Consider the following 18299-nt stretch of genomic DNA (forward strand, 5'->3'; position numbering starts at 1 on the left):
CACGACGGCGGGTAGCCTCTTTCGCTCTAAGAGGCTACCCGCCGACCATGTTATGAATTATTTTTAGCCTGCCAGGCGTGCAGCCAGGTAAGACTTCACCTGATCCAGAGCCACACGCTCCTGGTTCATGGTGTCACGCTCGCGGATGGTCACAGCCTGGTCCTCAAGAGTGTCAAAGTCCACGGTGATGCAGAACGGGGTACCAATCTCATCCTGGCGGCGGTAACGGCGGCCAATAGCGCCCGCCTCGTCGTAGTCCACGTTCCACAGGCCACGCAGCTCATTCGCCAGCTTAGTTGCCGGCTCAGACAGCTCAGCCTTCTTCGACAGCGGCAGAACAGCAGCCTTCACCGGTGCCAGGCGCGGGTCAAGCTTCAGCACGACGCGCTTGTCCACGCCACCCTTAGTGTTCGGCGCCTCATCCTCGACGTATGCGTCAACCAGGAACGCCATCATGGAGCGGGTCAGGCCGAAGGACGGCTCAATCACGTACGGCACGTAACGTTCGCCGGTTGCCTGGTCGAAGTACTCAAGCTTCGCGTTAGAGTGCTCATTGTGCACGCCCAGGTCGTAATCGGTACGGTTCGCAACGCCCATCAGCTCACCCCACTCGGAACCCTGGAAGCCGAAGCGGTACTCAACGTCAATAGTGCCAGCCGAGTAGTGTGCACGCTCCTCCTTAGGAACGTCGAAGCGGCGCATGTTATCCGGGTTAATACCCAGGTCAACGAACCAGTTCCAGCAGTCCTCAACCCACTCGTTGAAGTACTTATCAGCGTCATCCGGGTGCACGAAGTACTCGATTTCCATCTGCTCGAACTCACGAGTACGGAAAATGAAGTTACCGGGAGTGATCTCGTTACGGAACGACTTACCAATCTGGCCAATACCGAACGGCGGGCGCTTACGAGAAGCAGTGACCACATTGTTGAAGTTCACGAAAATACCCTGAGCGGTCTCGGGGCGCAGGAAGTGTAGACCCTCCTCATTATCAACCGGGCCCAGGTAAGTCTTCATCAGACCGGAGAAGTTCTGCGGCTCAGTCCACTCACCACGAGTACCACAGTTCGGGCAAGCAATCTCCTCCATACCCTCAGCCGCGCGGCCCTTCTTCGCCTCAAAGTTCTCCAGCAGGTGATCCTGACGCAGACGCTTGTGGCACGACAGGCACTCAACCAGCGGGTCGGTGAAGGTCGCCACGTGACCGGATGCCTCCCACACCGCACGAGGCAGAATAACAGAGGAGTCCAGGCCAACCATGTCCGCACGGGAGCGGACGAAACGCTGCCACCACTGCTGACGGATGTTTTCCTTCAGCTCTGCACCGAGGGGGCCGTAGTCCCATGCGGAGCGGGAACCGCCGTAAATTTCACCGGCCTGGAAAACAAAGCCGCGGCGCTTCGCGAGCGCAATAACGTTATCGAGGGTGGACTTTTCAGCCATAGTTACTCCTTCTGCCCCGCCACCGGCTGTGACGTGCGTGAGTTCGGGTTCATAAGGGACGCCGCCCAGAACGGGGCGCCCATATTCGCGCTCATCGGCGCAATATGCACACTTTTTGATGCAAGACACTAGGGTACCATCACCACCCCACCCCTGGGTATGCTCTTGCCCCTCGCCACTCCCCCAAATCTCTGGAAACCAGGATGCACCCAGCGGGATAAACTAGAAGGCATGGAAGAAATTTTTATTCGCGACGACATGATCCGCCTCGGCCAGTTCCTCAAGCTCGCCAACCTCGTAGAGGACGGCGCGCAGGCACGCGAGGTCATTCAGCACGGCCTGGTAAAGGTCAACGGCGACATTGAGGAAGCACGCGGCAAGCAGCTGCACCCCGGCGACACCGTGACCTTCAACGGCGTGACCGTGAAGGTTGCGCACGAGGACTAACACTCCCCTCACTAAGCAGGGGCGGGGCGCCACATATTTCCTCCGCGCCTACGCAGGGGCACCCGTCACCCGGACGCTCCGCCCCTCCTCGCTTCGCTGCGGAGAGCGTCCGGGCTGACACCCTGAGGGCGCATCCGGAAAACGCGGCCGCGCCCGCACAGCTCTACAGGCAGGCCTGCTAACTCCAGCGCGAAAAGGCGGTATCGTCCGAACGTGACATCAGGGTGCCCGAAGCGAAGCGAGGGCGGGTGCCCTGTAGGAACGAGGACGATAACCGCCTTTCCAAGCGGAACCGTGCATCCCACGCGGAAGCAGAACTACAGTAAAGCCCCCGAGTCATCAGACCCGAGGGCTTTACATGTAGCCGTTTTAGGCGTCAGCGCCTTCCGCGGTGCCGGTCGCCTCCGCAACCTTCTGCGCACGAATACGCGGCTCCTTACCCTGCACCTTCACCTCCAGGAACTCGCCCACATGGCGAATCTCCATGGCGCTCACGCCGTGACCCGCACCGGCGTACAGAACCTTAATGCCGTCAGTGTACTTGCGGATCCAGTCGTAGGTGTAGTTCACCATCTGCTGCGGGATGACGGGGTCTTCCTGGTCGCGGCCAAAGAACACCGGCAGTTCGGTCTTCTTCAGCTCCTCGTCCTTGAAGTACGGCGAATCAGAATCTACCGCATAGCCGGACAGACCCACCACAGCGGCGAACTCGCCGGGGGCGTGACGCACCATCGAAGTTGCGATACCCATACCCTGCGAGAAGCCCAGCAGGGTCACCGAAGCGTACGGTTCACGGTTCGCGCGTACCCACTCCAGCACGTAGTCGCTGGCCTGCTCGATGGCGCGCTGGTCAGATTCGAGCTGCTGGTTCAGCGGGTACCACTGGTAGCCGATAGCATCTGCGGCAATGTAGGCGCCGGTCGAGTCCGCGGAGAACTGGGTGCCAACCGGCTGCGGTGCACGCATGGAGGCGTAGGTGAAGCCCTCCTGCGGAAGGTGCGCCGCCAGAGACAGCAAATCGTGCTCCTGGGAGCCGTAGCCGTGCAGCATGAGCACCAGGTGGGTGCCTGCACGTTCGTTCTCGGGGCGGGTGTATTCGACGACGTATTTGTTTTCGCTCATGAACCCATCTTAGCGAGGACTCCCCCACAAACCTGCACCGCAGGTTCCGCCGCTAGCTTGACCCTCACCTAACGTGAGGTTTTAGAGTGAAACCATGGACGCGAACATAACACCACCTGACGGGCAGCACGAATACACCGTGGGAGAAGCGGCATCATTGCATGGGCTCACAGTCCGCACGCTTCACCACTGGGAGCAGCGGGGCTTACTCAACCCGGCACATGATGAGTTCAACGGGTACCGGTACTACACCGATACAGACCTTGAACGAATCACCGTCATCATGGGATACCGCGCCACCGGCATGAGCCTTGATGCCATTCACAAAATACTGCAGGACGAAGCGAACAGCACCGAGCATCTACTCGCTCAGCGGGATATGCTTCAACGCAAAATCGTCGCGTACGGGCGCATGCTTGAAACCATCGAACATCTTTTGGAGGACGCTATGGCACCTAAGAATGAGCAGCTCAGCGCTGCTGAGAAAGCAGAAATTATGGGCGAGGGATTCAGCCTCGCCCACCAACAGGAAGCGCAGGAGCGTTACGGAAAAACTGACGACTGGGCCGAGTACCAGCGCCGTACTGCGTCAATGGACCGTGCCGACTGGCAGAACGGTAAACAGCAGGTTGAGGAGGTGGAACGCGCCCTCGTCGAGGCATTCAACCGCGGCGTGCAGCCGGGCAGCGAGAAGGCGAACGCGCTCGCCGAGCGGCACCGCGCCTCCCTGTTCTTCTTTGAGGTCACCCCCGCCAAGCACGCGATTCTGGCGCGCGGCTATGTTGAGGATGCCCGCTTTAAGGCGCACTACGAGAAGCTTGCGCCTGGGCTTGCAGAATGGTTGCGGGATGTCATCTACGAGAATGCTCGTGCGCACGGTGCCAACCCCGAGGAAGCTACCTGGGGTTAAATCTTTGGGCTGAAAATACCCAGTAACTAGGGGTGAGTAGCTGAGTGTGAAAGCTGAGCACAAAAATACGCCCGGTATTCCCTACATTGGGATTACCGGGCGTTACATGCTGTGTGTGCATGAAAACTAGATGGCTATCTAGCGGGTGCCGTCGAGGTGACGGCGGTGCTCCTGAATACGGCGATCCAGGTGCTCAAGGTTCTGTTGCAACCCCGCAATCTCGTTTTCAATCTTTCGGCGGGCACGTTCCATCACTTCAACGGAGAGGGCGTGATCATCCGGATTGTCCAAGATTGTACGAATGTCGGCAAGACTCATGCCGGCCTGACGGCAGGTAGCAATAAACCGTGCCGAGGAGATGGACTCCTCGTCAAAAACGCGAGTTCCGTGAGCATCACGGGGCACCGCGATGAGCCCCTCTTTCTCGTAGTACCGCAGGGCGTGGGTGCTCACCCCCAACTGCTCCGCTACCTCTTGAATACTTACCACAGCTTTAATGCTATGGGGTTAGAGCGGGTCTAAAGCAAACCGAGAACCTTTACCTTCCAGCGCAACAGAAGGCTACTTCCGCAGTATCTCGCGGCGGTTTCAAAAGCACCTAAAAAACCGGAAAATATTCCCTGACCTGGCACGATACTCTTCATGCGGATGCAAAGAAATGCCGGTGCTCACATCATGCGAACACCCGGCATTCTGTTACATAACCCTGAGGGTGAAGGTTAATTCTCGGTGGGCGGAAGGACAGCTGAGAATACCCAGCCATTCCCTCACAATCCCACACCAACTGTATGGATAAAACAACATTCAGCGGGATGCGCGTAACGGACCCGGGCGCCGGTTGAGTTAGCGAGTAACAGCGCCGTACAGACGAGTCATCGAGTCCAGCGCCTCACGCTCACGCTGCGCCTCGCTCGGGGTAGCAGATTCATCTTCAACACCCAGGGCGCGCGCCAGAATCTTCTCCACCTGCTTCGCCTCAATCAAGAAGCCGTCATGGCCGTGGTTCGACTCGATAATATCCACGGGCACCGGGGTGGGCAGCGCCTCCGCCAGACGGTGCGACTCATGCGCGAAGAACAGACGGTCCGTGTTCACCGCCGCAATCGTCCACTCACAATCGGTGTGCGCCAGCGCCTGCGCCAGGGTGCCGCGGCCACGCGCCACATCGTGCGAAATCAGTGCCTCATTCACGGCAAGGTAGCTGTTCGGGTCAAAGCGCTCAACCAGCTTGGCGCCGTGGTGGTCCAGGTAGCTTTCGATGGCGTAGCGGCCACGCGGCTCACCCAGCGAGCCGCCCACGGTGCTTTCGCCACGGTCCTCTTCGCGGCCGAAGCGGTGCTCCAGCTCGGCAGGGCTGCGGTAGGTGGTGTGCGCGATACGGCGTGCCAGGGCAAGACCGTTTACCGGCGCGGGACCGGAATAGTAGTCGCCGCCGGCGAAGTTAGCATCCGAACGAATCGCAATGTTCTGGGTGTGAGCCCACGAAATCTGCTCCGCCGTCGCCGAAGGACCGGAGGCAATCACCGCGCATCCGCGCACCAGCTCGGGGTTGGTTACCGCCCACTCCAGGGCGCGAGCGCCGCCGAGGGAACCACCAATCACGTAGCGGAAGCTGGTCACGCCCAGGGCACGCGCCAGGCGCGCCTCAGCGCGCACAGAGTCGCGGATGCTCACCTGCGGGAAGCGGGAGCCCCAGTGCTCACCGGCGCCCGGGTAGCCCTCGGGGATGATGCTTGCCGGGCCGGTGGAGCCGTAGCAGCCGCCCAAAATATTGGGGGCAATCACGAAGTAGCGGTTGGTGTCCACGACCGACCCGGGGCCCACGATGCCTTCCCACCAGCCGTCCGATTCGATAGCGCGAATCAGCGGGGCGGGCATGTCGGGGGTCGGTACGCCGCGGGAGACATGCGTGTCACCGGTGAGCGCATGCAGAATCAGGATGGCATTATCGCCAGCCTCGTTGAGGGTACCCCAGGTTTCGTAGCCGATGGTGACCTGCGGCAGGGTCACGCCGGATTCGAGCTCCAGGTCGCCAATGTTCAGCTGACGCAGGTAGCCTTGCGCTTCGGGGTGCTCGCGCTGAGTGCCCGCCACGGGGATGGGTGCGGTGACAGGCAGGTTGATAGTGCCGGGCTGGGAGGTACCGGGCTGGCTAGTGCTCTGGGTAGTCATGGGGTTCCCTTCACTGGGTTGGCCGGCGAGATGGTGCCGGGTGTGAGCGGGGTACTTGTCTGTGGGTAATAAGGAGTAACGGGTTGGGCGGCATCAGTGCCGCGCAGTGACAAAATGCTCCGTAATGGGGAATCCGCAGGTGGACCGAGAAGCCGTAGCTTACCGGTCCACCTGCGGGTTGCATCACCGTTTAGGAGAGGGTGTCGAAGCCCAGCTGCAGGTCGGCGAGAATATCGTCAATGTTCTCGATACCGACTGCCAGGCGGACGAAGTTCGGGTACACACCAATCTTCTCCAGCTCCTCAGTGGAAAGCTGAGCGTGGGTGGTGGAGGCGGGGTGAATCACGAGCGAGCGCACGTCACCGATGTTCGCCACGTTGGAGTGCAGCTTCAGTGCGTCAACGAAGTTGCGGGTCTGCTCCAGGGTTGCGTCCTTGAGGGTGAAGCCGAGCACCGCGCCGGGGCCCTTGGGCAGGTACTTCTGCGCACGCTCGTACCAGGGGGAGGATTCCACGCCAGCCCAGATGACCTTCTCGACCTGCGGGTTTGCTTCGAGCCAGTGGGCGACCTTGGTGGCGTTCTCAATGTGGCGTTCGATGCGCAGGGAGAGGGTTTCCAGACCGATGCCGATGTTGAAGGCGTTGGTCGGGGAGATGGCGGCGCCGGTGTCACGCAGCAGGGAGACGCGCGCCTTCAGGATGTAGGAGAGGTTCGCGCCGAATGCGGAGTCCTTGCCCAGGTCGCGGGCGTAAACCAGGCCGTGGTAGCCGGGGGCGGGCTGGTTGAACTTGGGGAACTTCTCGGGGTCTGCACCGTAGTCGAAGTTACCGGAGTCAACGATTACGCCACCGATGGAGGTGCCGTGGCCACCCAGGTACTTGGTTGCGGAGTGGACGACCACGTCCGCGCCGTGCTCGATGGGGCGCAGCAGGTAGGGGGTGGGTACGGTGTTGTCCACGATCAGGGGTACACCGTTTTCGTGCGCAATTGCTGCGATAGGCTCAATGTCGAGCACGTCGTTGCGGGGGTTGGGCACGGACTCGCCGTAGAACAGCTTGGTGTTGGGGCGAACCGCGGCGCGCCATTCGTCCAGGTTATCCGGGTCCTCAACGAAGGTGGTTTCGATGCCGAGGTCGGCGAGGGTGTACTTGAGCAGGTTGTAGGTACCTCCGTACACGGAAGGCGAAGCAACGATGTGGTCGCCCGCACCGGCGATGTTCAGAATTGCGTAGGTGATAGCTGCCTGGCCGGATGCCAGCAACAGCGCACCAACGCCGCCTTCCAGGGAGGCGATACGGTTTTCGATAACTTCCTGGGTGGGGTTGTTGAGGCGGGTGTAAATGGGGCCTAGCTCGGCGAGGGCGAAGCGGTTCGCTGCCTGCTCGGCGCTTTCAAAGACGAAAGAGGTGGTCTGGTAGATAGGTAGTGCCCGAGCTCCCGTTGCGGCATCCGGCGCCTGACCTGCGTGGATCTGGCGGGTTTCGAACTTCCAACCGGCGGGGTTGGCGGGAGTCGGGACGGTAGTGTTGTTGCTCATGCGTGGCTCTCCTAAGGGGATAGTTAGGGGGCCGCATGCCGAGCGGTACAGGAATCGTCGTCGAATAATCCTGTCACGATTGATGTACCGGATTCGGTCACATCGGTCCCGCGCTTGCGTCACGCTTTTGCGTGCCGCCCGGTCTTCACCCAGGGCACCCCACCGCGGAGGAGGGTTGCCGGCCAGCTAGCTGGGGCTTGTCGCTGGCGCTCTTGACCTGTCATTAGGGTGTCATAGGGCACGGGGCGGGGTCAAGGATTTTGTGGGTGCACGGCACTTTAAGACATTTCATTGCAAAGATGACGTTTTTTAACGCCCGTAACAAAAAACCGCCTGCAACAAAACGTTAGTGACGATGCCTGGGCAATCCGAGGGCGAGGCAATCGAGATGCGGAGGCGCCCCCACCACCCACATAGTAACCCTCATCACTTTTACATGTTCTTTTCGGTACACTGGGACTACACATACACTCACGCAGGGCGCGGTTCACTACACCGTTTGTTCACTACACCGTTTACCCTGCACAGTATCCCTCCGGTATAGGAGCCAGAGGGTCATACCCGAAGGTTACCTATATGTCTCTTGTTCTTGACGCCGCACAACTCAGCCGTGTCTTTGGCAAAGGTGAAAATACCTTTACCGCAGTCGACCGGGTGTCACTTCACGTTAGCTCCGGCGAGATCCACGCCCTCCTCGGTCCCAACGGTGCGGGCAAAACGACGACCGTGCAGATGTGCTCAACCCTGCTTACTCCCACCAGCGGTAGCCTCACCGTGAACGGTATTGACGCCATCGCCCACCCGCAGCGGGCGCGCCGTCACGTGGGTCTCGCGCTGGGCGGGGATAACGGCTTCTACCCGCGCGCCAGCGCCCGCGACAACCTGCTGTTCTTCGCCAATATTGCGGGGGTTTCCGGGCGGAGCCGGCGGCGCGAGGTGGACCACGCCCTAGCCCGCGTGGAACTCACCGATGCGGCGGCGCGCCCCGTTCAGGAGTTCTCCCGCGGTATGAAGCAGCGCCTGCACATTGCCCGCGCTACGCTCGGCTCCCCCGCTCTGCTCCTGCTGGATGAGCCAACGAACGGGCTCGACCCCGATATCGCTATGACCGTGCGTGCCCTGATCCGTTCTCTGGCAGAAGACGGTGCCGCCATTTTGCTGACGAGCCACCTGCTGGGCGAAATTGAGGATCTGGCGCACACCATCACCGTTTTGGGTGCCGGCTCCGTCGCTGTGAGCGGTAGCCTCGAGGATGTTGCCGCACACGCCGGCATTGCCGCCACGACCGTGGTTCAGGTTGACGCCAACGCAACCAAGGGTCTTGATACGCTGCGCGGATTCCTCGGCAATCAGGCGGCGGTACTTTTTGCCCCGCGCGGTTCCGGCTGGGAACTCACTCTCTACTGGCACGGCGAGCGCGCCACCTTCGAGGCGGGCGCGGCGCACCGCGTCCTGGCGGAGGGGCTTGCCGCCGCACGCATCGGGGCGCGGACCGAGCCGTACACGCGCCCGGCGACTCTGGAAGAGGCATACCTGGCAATGGCGGAGGGGCTCAAGCGATGAACGCTCAGACGCAACGCTCGGAAGAGTTCCAGCGGCAGGGTCGACGGTACGACCTGTGGCAGGAGTGCGCCCGCCAACTGCGACTCATGGGCTTTAGCCTGCGCCAGTTCCTGACGGTCCCCTACTTCATTCAGCTGCTCATCAGTACGGTACTCGGGTCGGTTATTATTCAGGCTCTTGCGGTGCATGCGGCGGCGCAGAGCTCCGCGGGTCACTCCGTTGACCCGACCCTCGCGTGGACCCGCGCGGGCATTGTGGGCATGTGGTCGGTCTGCATCGTGTCTGCGGGCATCATCAATTTTGAGCGTTTCCGCGGGACCCTCGTGTACCTGTGTTCGGGGTCGATTTCTCCGGTGCGGGTGCTGGCGGCTATCGTTTCGAGCGCCTCCATTGTGGGTTTGGCGGCTCTACCTCTGTCGTGGGCGTTTTGGGCTCTTGTGACGCTTAACCCGCAGGTCACCGACTTTTCTGCGCTCTGGCCGCGCTACATTCTGGGCGTTCCTCTGCTATGGCTTGCCTGCCTGTCGGTCACGTTCATGATTGCGGTGTTCTTCGTGGCGACGCCGAACGCTATCGCCTACGAGGAGCTGCTCCTCGTGCCGGTTTTTATTCTTTCCGGGGTTCTCTTCACGACCATTGAAGCGCCCGCCTGGCTGGATGCCGCGGGCGTGCTCATTCCCCTGCAGGCGCCGGTTCACCTCCTACTTGGGCGTACCGCCATCACTACCCCGACGGATGCACTCCTGCCCGTAATTCAGACCCTGGTCGTGAGCTTCATCTGGGCGTTGTGCGCGTTCCTCTTTGCTCGGAAGGCTCTCGCCTCCGCCCGTCGTCGCGGCACCCTGGGGGCGATGTAGCGTGCGTATTCTCTCTTCTGCCGCTCTGCCTAGCGTGGCGCGTCGGGCTCTGTCGACCGCCTCTATTGGCTGGTCATCTTCTATTACCTTCGCAACCCTCGGAACGGCCATCACGACCCTGGTTCTCGTACCCGGTCTTAACGTGCTTTTCACGGTGCTTCTGGGCGCTGATCTTGCCGCGAACGATACAGTACGCATCGGCTGCGCGTCTGCTCTGATTGCCACCCTCAGCTCCGTGGCAGCCGGTATTGTCGCGCGCGTTGCCACCGACCGGTGGATTGGCGTCTTCGAGTACGTGTGTACGGCTCGCCCGGTGGATGCTGGCTACTGGCTCGGTGCGGCGGCGGTACCCGCGTTGCTGGCATCCGTGACGGGTCTGAGCAATGTGGGCATCGTGTGGTTACTGTCCCTCACGGCACCCTCTACCGGGGCGGCTTCGGGGCTTCTGATTGGAGCCATTGCGCTGATGCCGGTTGCGGTTCTGGGCGGGGTCTGCCTGGGCATTTTTGCCGCCGGGCTCGGTCTGTACCTGTCGGATCCGTACACGGGGTCGAATTTTCTGTCGATTATTCTGCCAGTGAGCGCGGGCGTGATTGTGCCGGTGAGTACCTATCCGGCGTGGCTTGCCTGGGTATGTTCCTGGGTTCCCGGCTCCCGGCTGGTGCAGGCTTTAGATACCTCTGGCAGTATTGCGAGCAGCACTACCCCGAATTTCTTCGCGCTCCTGGCGGCAGACACAGCCCTGGCAGTACTCTACGCCGCTATCGGGTTGGGGCTGACGGTCCTTGCCGCCCGCCGCATCCGTGCCGGCGCCCGCGCCTCGCTGTTGTAAACGGTGAAACCTGAAAAAGAACGAACCTTTTAAGCGCCCACTTCCCCCCCCCGGCGCGCTATCCGGGCTCCGCAACCAACCGGGCGCCACAACCTTGAAAGGCTATTCCTGTGACCGATACTTCCGCCTCATACACCTTAGAGACCCTCGGCTTCGACCCCTCCTGGCAGGGCTCGGCAATCCGCGCCGCGTTCACCATCGGGGGTACCCTTGATGATTTCACCCTCGCCCGCGTCAGCGCCGTGCACCGCACCCGCTGCGAGCTACTGACCTGCGAGCGGGGCGAACTCGTGAAGCTTTCCGCTCCCCTGCGTCCGGTCGAAAATGACTACGGTGAAGAAGAGTACCCCGTCGTGGGCGACTGGGTGCTCGCCCAGCCCATCCCCGGGACCGGTAGCGATAGCCAGCCCGCGGAGCATAAACCCCTCGCGATTCTGCCCCGCCGAAGCTACCTCACCCGCCCCAGCGCCACCCGCGAATCCGCAGATCAGCCCGTCGCCGCCAACGTGGATATGCTCTGCATTGTTGAGCCCTGCTTTCCCGAGCCGTCCATCGGGCGAATCGAACGCTACACCGCCCTGGCGCACGCCTCCGGGGTGCAGGTCGCGCTGATTCTCACCAAGGGCGACCTGGTGACGGCTGAACAGCTCGCCGGCTACGAGGAATCCCTCGCGGGCAGCGTGGATGCGGTACTCACCGTCTGCACGGATAACGGCTACGACCCCGCCCCAGTTGCGGAGCTTGTCGCCGGGCGTACCGCCGCGTTCCTGGGCCGCAGCGGCGCCGGCAAATCTACCCTCGTCAACGCCCTGCTGAACCCCGGAGCCGACCCCCGCGAAGACGCCGCAGAGAACCAGGTGCAGGCGACCTCCGCGGTTCGCGATGCCGACGGCAAGGGGCGGCACACCACCACCAGCCGCCAAATGATTGTTCTGCCCGGTGTGACAGGCTCAAGCGAAGGAGGCTCGACCAACGCAAAATCATCATCTGGCACGGTACTGATTGACACTCCGGGCGTGCGAGCCCTCGCCGCCACGAGCGATAGCGCCGCGATTGACGAAACCTTCGACGACGTCTCCAGCTACGCCGCCGCCTGCCGGTACAGCGACTGCTCCCACGGCTCCGAACCGGGATGCGCGGTGCAGCAGGCGCTCGCCGACGGTTCCCTCGACCCCGAGCGCTTCGATCGCTACCGCAGGATGATGGCGGAATCCGCGCGCCTGCGCCTGCGTTCTCAGGAGCGCGAGTACCGGCAGAGTAACCGCGCCTTCACGAAGGCGAACAAGGCGGGCCGCCGCACGCTCATGTCCATTAAGGGACGCGCCAACTAGCCGATAAACGCGCACGCCCCGGCGAGGCTACCGCGGGGCTTCCACAGGCTGAGCCGGGCAGCCCCGCACATGCCGCAATATAGTAGCCTGCCTCACTCTTCGATACACTAGAACTAGGCGTGCCCACACTCCCCCGCGCATCCTCCCCGCCACCCGGCGGCGCAGGAACGCGGGCGCAGACGGCACACACCATTCACAAACCCATAACTCAATGAAAGAGGTGGCAGCATGGCTGAACAGAACCTCACCCCGCCCGTACCGAAGAAGGTCGAGCACCGCCGCGAACACCACGGCGACGTCTTCATCGACCCCTACGAATGGCTCCGCGACAAGGAAAGCGAAGAGGTCCTCAACTACCTCAAGGCAGAAGCCGAATACACCGAAGCTGTCACCGCAGACCAGCAGCCCCTCCGCGAATCCATCTTCAACGAAATCAAGGACCGCACCCTGCTGTCGGATCTGACCGTCCCGAACCGTATCGGTGACTGGTGGTACTACAGCCGCATGGTGCCCGGCGGCCAGTACCCCGTCTTCTACCGCTACCCCGCCCTGCACGAGGGTGACGAGGTGGTGCGCTACACCCCGCCGACCGTCACCCCCGGCGAAGTACTCGAAGGTGAAGTCGTCATCCTCGACTGCAACGAATACGCAAAGGACATGGAGTTCTTCTCCCTCGGCAGCTTCCAGCCTGCACGTAACGGCAAGCTGCTGAGCATCTCCGTGGACGAGAAGGGCGACGAACGCTACGAGCAGCGCTTCCTCAACATGGAAACCGGCTCCTTCCTCGAAGACACCATCCCCAACATTGCGGCGGGCTCCTTCTTCATCAACCACGCCGAGCAGCTCGTCTACATGGTCCCCGACGACTCCTGGCGCCCCTGGCGCGTGTACGTGCACGACGTCGGACAGGGCACCGAAGACCACCTCATCTACGAAGAGCCCGACAACACCATGTGGCTCGGCGCCGCCATGAGCTCCGACCGTTCCTCCGTGGTTATTACCAGCTCCAACTCCGAATACACGGAAGTGCGCCTCATCCCCACCCGCGAACCCAAGGGCGAGCCGACCCTGCTCATCCCCAAGAGCGCGGGCATCGAATACTATGCCGAGCCGCTCAACATTGCCGGCGAGCAGCACCTGCTGATTCAGCACGACTACAATGCGCTGAACTCCGAGCTGGTGCTTGCCGACATGCCGCGCGAGGGCGAAAGCCTCGAAGAGTACGCGCAGCGTTGGGTGCCGGTCATCCGTCACAGCGAACACGTGCGCCTGGAAGGCTTCACCTTCACCGCAACGCACCTGGTTGTTACCGCCCGCGCGGACACGACCACCCGCATCTTCCTCGCACCGCGTGAGCAGCTACCCATCCAGTGGCGCCGCCGCCGCCCGGCCGGCGTGACCTTCATGGAACCTGCCGGCTTCGACGAGGAACTGTACACCGCCTCCGTGCTGCGCGCCGAGAACTACTCCCCCGTGCTGCGCATCGCCTACACCTCGTACCTGACTCCGCGCCGCGTCTACGACTACTTCCCCATGTCGCAGACACTGCTGCTGCGCCGTGAAACCCCGGTGCTGGGCGGCTACAACCGCGAGGACTACCGCGCCTACCGCGACTGGGCACCTGCGGCGGACGGTACGCTCATCCCGATCTCGGTGATTCACCGCGCCGACCTGGACATGAGCAAGCCGCACCCGGTCATCCAGTACGGTTACGGCTCGTACGAGTCGTCCATGGACCCGATGTTCTCCATCCCGATGCTGTCGATCCTGGACCGCGGCGTCATCTACGTCATTGCGCATATTCGTGGCGGCGGCGAGATGGGCCGCTCCTGGTACCAGAACGGCAAGAAGCTCGCGAAGAAGAACACCTTCACCGACTTCGTGGACGTCACCAGCTACATTGCGGCAAAGCCGTGGGCTGATGAGGCGCGTATCGGCTGCTACGGTGGTAGCGCCGGCGGCCTGCTCATGGGCGCCGTGCTGAACCTCGCCCCCGAGAAGTACGCCGCCTGCCTGGCTGCCGTACCGTTCGTGGATGCGCTGACCACCATCCTCGACCCGGAGCTGCCGCTGTCTGCGATGGAGTGGGAAGAGTGGGGTAACCCGATTGAGGACCCCGAGGTCTACGCCTACATGAAGTCGTACACCCCGTACGAGAACATCCGCCCGGTCCGCTACCCGGCGATTGCTGCGGTGACGAGCCTGCACGACACCCGCGTGCTCTACGTGGAGCCGGCGAAGTGGGTTGCGGCGCTGCGTGAGCAGATTGATCCGTCGTCGCCGGTGCCGCTGCTGAAGATTGACATGTCGGGCGGTCACGGTGGCGGTTCGGGCCGATATACGCGTTGGCGTGAGATTGCGTGGGATTACGCGTTCCTGCTGACCAACCTGGGCGTCACTGAGTAGGCTGTAGACACGCCAACCTCACATTAAATAGAACGCTCCGTCTGTATCTGAGTGATACGGACGGAGCGTTCTTCGTTTAAGTACGTTGCTCTCTACTCGAGGGACGGCGTTCGTCCTCGTTCCTCTCCCCTTACCTAAGGATGCGGCCGGTGCGCACCTTCCTACGCTCCTACAGGGGAACCCACCCTCTCGGGCGCTCCGCTCTCTCCTTGCTTCGCTGCGGAGAGCACCCGAGAGGGTACCCTGATGTCGCTTCCGGAAGGTGCACCGGCACGCTCCAACCGTGGGGCCGAGAGCGGCTCGCTGAGCGGTCACCCGAGCACCCAACCGGAAAACGCTGCCGCCCCCGCACAGTACCCCAGCGCGGAAAGGCGGTATCGTCCGAACGTGACATCAGGGTGCCCGAAGCGAAGCGAGGGCGGGTGCCCCTGTAGGAACGAGGACGATACCCGCCTTTCCAAGCGGAGCTAACGTGCAAAGCCAAGCAGAACGGAGATAACGAAAGAGGCGCCGCCTCCCACCTCGGGAGACAGCGCCTCTTTCGTTAGAGCCGGGTCAGCAGAAAAGCTTAGCCTTCCACGCCGCACTCAGCCAGGATCAGCTCACGCACGCGGGCGGCGTCAGCCTGGCCGCGGGTAGCCTTCATGACCTGACCGACGATAGCGCCAGCAGCCTGAACCTTGCCGGCACGGATCTTGTCGGCGACGTCGGGCATTGCTGCCAGCGCTTCCTGAACGGCTGCGGTGAGCGCGCCGTCGTCGGAGACCACGGCGAGGCCGCGTGCCTCAACGATTTCGGCGGGGGTGCCTTCACCGGCGAGGACGAACTCGAACACCTGGCGGGCGATCTTGTCGTTGATCTTGCCTTCGGAGATGAGCGCTTCGAGGGCGACCACGGTTGCGGGCTCCACGCCGAGGGCGGTGAGCTCAACCTCAGCCTGCTTTGCGCGGCGGGCGATTTCACCCATCCACCATTTGCGGGCTGCTGCTGCGGTTGAGCCTGCGGCGACGGTCTCTTCGATGACGTCGAGTGCGCCTGCGTTCACAACGTCGCGGAACTCTTCATCGGAGTAGCCCCATTCGTTCTTGAGGCGGCGGCGGCGCTCTGCCGGCGGTTCGGGTAGCTCGGCGCGCAGACGCTCAATCCACTCGCTGTTGGTGACGACCGGGACCAGATCCGGCTCCGGGAAGTAGCGGTAGTCGTCGGCGTCGGACTTGGGGCGACCCGAGGAGGTTTCGCGGGTGTCTTCGTGCCAGTGGCGGGTCTCCTGGGTGACTTTCTCGCCGCGCTCGAGGATTGCGGCGTGGCGGCGAATCTCGTAGCGGACGGCGCGTTCAACCGAGCGCAGGGAGTTCACGTTCTTGGTTTCGGAGCGGGTGCCGAACTTCTCTGCGCCCTTGGGCATGAGGGAGACGTTGGCGTCGCAGCGGACGTTACCGCGTTCCATGCGGGCGTCGGAGATGCCGAGGGAGCGCACGATGTCGCGGATGGCGGCAACGTAGGCGCGGGCCAGCTCGGGTGCTCGCTCGCCGGCACCTACGATGGGTCGGGTCACGATTTCGATGAGCGGCACGCCGGCACGGTTGTAGTCGACCAGGGAGAAGGTTGCACCCTGGATGCGGCCGTCGGCGCCGCCGACGTGGGTGAGCTTACCTGCGTCCTCCTCCATGTGGGCGCGCTCAATTTCGACGGTGAAGATGGTGCCGTCGTCGAGCTCGACGTCCAGGGAGCCGTTTTCGGCGATGGGGCCGTCGGCCTGGGAGGTCTGGAAGTTCTTCGGCGAGTCCGGGTAGAAGTAGTTCTTACGGGCGAAGTAGGACTTATCCGCGATATCGCAGCCCAGCGCCAGGCCGAGCTTGATGGCGGACTCGACGGCGGTCTTGTTCACCACGGGCAGCGCGCCGGGCAGGCCGAGCGAGACGGGGGTGATGTTGGTGTTGGGCGTATCGCCGAACTCGTTGGGTGCGGAGTCGAACATCTTGGTGTTGGTGTTCAGCTCGACGTGCACCTCGAAGCCGAGGACGGGGTCGTACTTCTCGATGGCTTCTTCGAAGCTGAGGACTTCTTCACTCATTACTTGGTTCCCCCAAAGTCAAAGTCGCGGATCAGGGTTTCGGTGTCGGGCAGGCTCTTGTAGAGCGGTGCGCCCCACTTTGCGGTCAGCAGTTCTTCCAGGGCTGCACCGACGCGGTAGAGGCGTGCATCCTCGCGGGCGGGTGCGGTGAACTGGATGCCGACGGGCAGGTTGTTCTCCTCGGAGAGGCCGCCGGGCAGGGAGAGCGCCGGGACGCCCGCCAGGTTGACGGGCACGGTTGCGACGTCGCCCAGGTACATGGCCATGGGGTCGCCTTCGGTCTTCTCACCGAGCTTGAACGCGGTGGAGGGCGCGGTCGGGGAGATCAGCACGTCGCACTTTTCGAAGGCGGCGGCGTAGTCGCGCTGGATGAGGGTGCGCACGCGCAGTGCGGCGCCGTAGTAGGCGTCGTAGTTACCTGCGGACAGTGCGTAGGTGCCGAGGATGATACGGCGCTTCACCTCGTGGCCGAAGCCGGCGGCGCGGGTGGCGGCCATGACTCGCTCGATGGTGACGGGGCCGTCCTCGGGCACGACGCGCAGGCCGTAGCGCACGCCGTCGTAGCGTGCCAGGTTGGAGGAGACCTCGGAGGACATGATCATGTAGTAGGCGCTGATTGCCTCGGTGACGGAGGGCAGGGAGACCTCAACGATCTCGGCACCCGCGGCTCGCAGAGCCTCGACGGATTCGCGGAAGCGCGCGAGCACGCCGGCCTCGAAGCCTTCGCCGCCGCCGCCGCCGAGCTCCTTGATGACGCCGACGCGCAGGCCGGAGAGGTCACCCTTGCGGGCTGCTTCTGCGCCTGCCTTGGCTTCTTCGGCGAAGTTGCCGGGCGTATCGGGCAGGGAGGTGGAGTCGAGCGGGTCGTGGCCTGCGATGGCCTCGTGCAGCATGGCGGTGTCGAGCACGGTGCGTGCGACGGGACCGACCTGGTCGAGAGAGGAAGCCATGGCGATGACGCCGTATCGGGAGACGGAGCCGTAGGTGGGCTTGACGCCGACGCTACCGGTCAGCGCTGCGGGCTGGCGGATGGAGCCACCGGTGTCGGTACCCAGGGCCAGGGGCGCCTGGAATGCGGTAACGGCTGCTGCGGAGCCGCCGCCGGAGCCGCCGGGGGCGCAGTCGAGTGCCCAGGGGTTGCGGACCACGCCGAACGCGGAGTGCTCGTTGGAGGAGCCCATTGCGAATTCGTCGAGGTTGGTCTTGCCGAGGATCGGCATGCGTGCTTCGCGGACCTTGCGGGTGACGGTGCCGTCGTAGGGGCTCATCCAGCCTTCGAGCATGCGGGATGCTGCGGTGGTGGGCTGGCCCTTGGTGACGATGAGGTCCTTGACGGCGATGGGCACGCCGGCCAGCGGGGGCAGTTCCTTGCCCGCCGCGCGGTCTGCATCCACTGCTGCCGCGGTGGCGAGTGCTTCTTCAGCGTTGATGTGCAGGAAGGCATTGAGGCCGTTCTTGCCGTCTGCTCGATTGTCGCTCAGGGGTGCACCGTCGGTGGCTGCGATGCGGTCCAGGTGCGCCTGGGTGAGTTCGACGGAGGTAATCTCACCGGCGGCCAGCTTGGCGGCGGCTTCGGCGGCGGTGAGCTGAATCAGTTCGTTCACT

General features: G+C 62.9%; 14 protein-coding genes and 1 riboswitch. Of the genes, 7 read left to right on the plus strand and 7 right to left on the minus strand.

What is annotated here, in order from left to right; all coding sequences use genetic code 11:
* Positions 1 to 63: 63 nt before the first annotated feature.
* A complete protein-coding gene (locus LPB405_RS02425; protein ID WP_005507052.1) occupies positions 64 to 1443 on the minus strand; it encodes a glycine--tRNA ligase in 1380 nt (459 codons plus the stop codon).
* A gap of 231 nt (positions 1444 to 1674) precedes the next feature.
* Between LPB405_RS02425 and LPB405_RS02430 the strand changes: the two genes are divergently transcribed.
* The gene (locus tag LPB405_RS02430; RefSeq protein WP_005508828.1) at positions 1675 to 1890 is read left to right on the plus strand and encodes an RNA-binding S4 domain-containing protein; all 216 of its coding nucleotides are present in this window, start codon (positions 1675 to 1677) and stop codon (positions 1888 to 1890) included.
* A gap of 369 nt (positions 1891 to 2259) precedes the next feature.
* On the opposite strand, the gene LPB405_RS02435 is transcribed toward LPB405_RS02430, so the two are convergent.
* A complete protein-coding gene (locus LPB405_RS02435; RefSeq protein ID WP_219101790.1) occupies positions 2260 to 3012 on the minus strand; it encodes an alpha/beta hydrolase in 753 nt (250 codons plus the stop codon).
* Positions 3013 to 3106: 94 nt separating this feature from the next.
* On the opposite strand from LPB405_RS02435, the gene LPB405_RS02440 reads away from it, so the two are divergent.
* Positions 3107 to 3922: a MerR family transcriptional regulator gene (locus LPB405_RS02440; RefSeq protein WP_219101791.1), complete on the plus strand. Its 816-nt coding sequence runs from the start codon at positions 3107 to 3109 to the stop codon at positions 3920 to 3922.
* A gap of 138 nt (positions 3923 to 4060) precedes the next feature.
* On the opposite strand, the gene LPB405_RS02445 is transcribed toward LPB405_RS02440, so the two are convergent.
* From LPB405_RS02445 to LPB405_RS02455, 3 genes are all read right to left on the minus strand, one after another.
* Positions 4061 to 4411, minus strand: coding sequence for a MerR family transcriptional regulator (locus tag LPB405_RS02445; RefSeq protein ID WP_219101792.1), 351 nt, complete (start codon positions 4409 to 4411; stop codon positions 4061 to 4063).
* Positions 4412 to 4765: 354 nt separating this feature from the next.
* A complete protein-coding gene (gene metX, locus LPB405_RS02450; protein WP_219101793.1) occupies positions 4766 to 6094 on the minus strand; it encodes a homoserine O-acetyltransferase MetX in 1329 nt (442 codons plus the stop codon).
* Between the two features lie 190 nt (positions 6095 to 6284).
* Positions 6285 to 7631 (minus strand): bifunctional o-acetylhomoserine/o-acetylserine sulfhydrylase, encoded by a 1347-nt coding sequence (locus tag LPB405_RS02455; RefSeq protein WP_219101794.1) that lies wholly within the window; start codon positions 7629 to 7631, stop codon positions 6285 to 6287.
* 105 nt (positions 7632 to 7736) lie between these two features.
* Positions 7737 to 7849: riboswitch (SAM riboswitch) on the minus strand.
* 358 nt (positions 7850 to 8207) lie between these two features.
* Between LPB405_RS02455 and LPB405_RS02460 the strand changes: the two genes are divergently transcribed.
* From LPB405_RS02460 to LPB405_RS02480, 5 genes are all read left to right on the plus strand, one after another.
* Positions 8208 to 9194 carry an ABC transporter ATP-binding protein gene (locus tag LPB405_RS02460; RefSeq protein WP_219101795.1) on the plus strand — a complete coding sequence of 329 codons (987 nt, stop codon included), beginning with the start codon at positions 8208 to 8210 and terminating at the stop codon, positions 9192 to 9194.
* A complete protein-coding gene (locus LPB405_RS02465) occupies positions 9191 to 10051 on the plus strand; it encodes an ABC transporter permease (protein WP_219101796.1) in 861 nt (286 codons plus the stop codon). Before LPB405_RS02460 ends, LPB405_RS02465 begins: the two co-directional genes overlap by 4 nt.
* Position 10052: 1 nt before the next feature.
* Complete coding sequence (locus LPB405_RS02470) at positions 10053 to 10883, plus strand: ABC transporter (protein ID WP_219101797.1); 831 nt, start codon at positions 10053 to 10055, stop codon at positions 10881 to 10883.
* A 110-nt stretch (positions 10884 to 10993) separates the two neighbouring features.
* Positions 10994 to 12214, plus strand: coding sequence for a ribosome small subunit-dependent GTPase A (gene rsgA, locus LPB405_RS02475; RefSeq protein WP_219101798.1), 1221 nt, complete (start codon positions 10994 to 10996; stop codon positions 12212 to 12214).
* Between the two features lie 228 nt (positions 12215 to 12442).
* Positions 12443 to 14620, plus strand: a complete 2178-nt coding sequence (locus LPB405_RS02480) for a S9 family peptidase (protein WP_219101799.1) — start codon at positions 12443 to 12445, stop codon at positions 14618 to 14620.
* 568 nt (positions 14621 to 15188) lie between these two features.
* On the opposite strand, the gene gatB is transcribed toward LPB405_RS02480, so the two are convergent.
* On the minus strand, positions 15189 to 16694 hold the full coding sequence (gene gatB, locus LPB405_RS02485) for an Asp-tRNA(Asn)/Glu-tRNA(Gln) amidotransferase subunit GatB (RefSeq protein WP_219101800.1): 1506 nt from the start codon (positions 16692 to 16694) through the stop codon (positions 15189 to 15191).
* On the minus strand, positions 16694 to 18298 hold the full coding sequence (gatA, locus tag LPB405_RS02490) for an Asp-tRNA(Asn)/Glu-tRNA(Gln) amidotransferase subunit GatA (RefSeq protein WP_219101801.1): 1605 nt from the start codon (positions 18296 to 18298) through the stop codon (positions 16694 to 16696). The genes gatB and gatA overlap by 1 nt, the downstream gene beginning before the upstream one ends.
* Position 18299: the final 1 nt, after the last annotated feature.

This window comes from Rothia mucilaginosa (assembly GCF_019334805.1).
Taxonomy (GTDB): domain Bacteria; phylum Actinomycetota; class Actinomycetes; order Actinomycetales; family Micrococcaceae; genus Rothia; species Rothia mucilaginosa_C.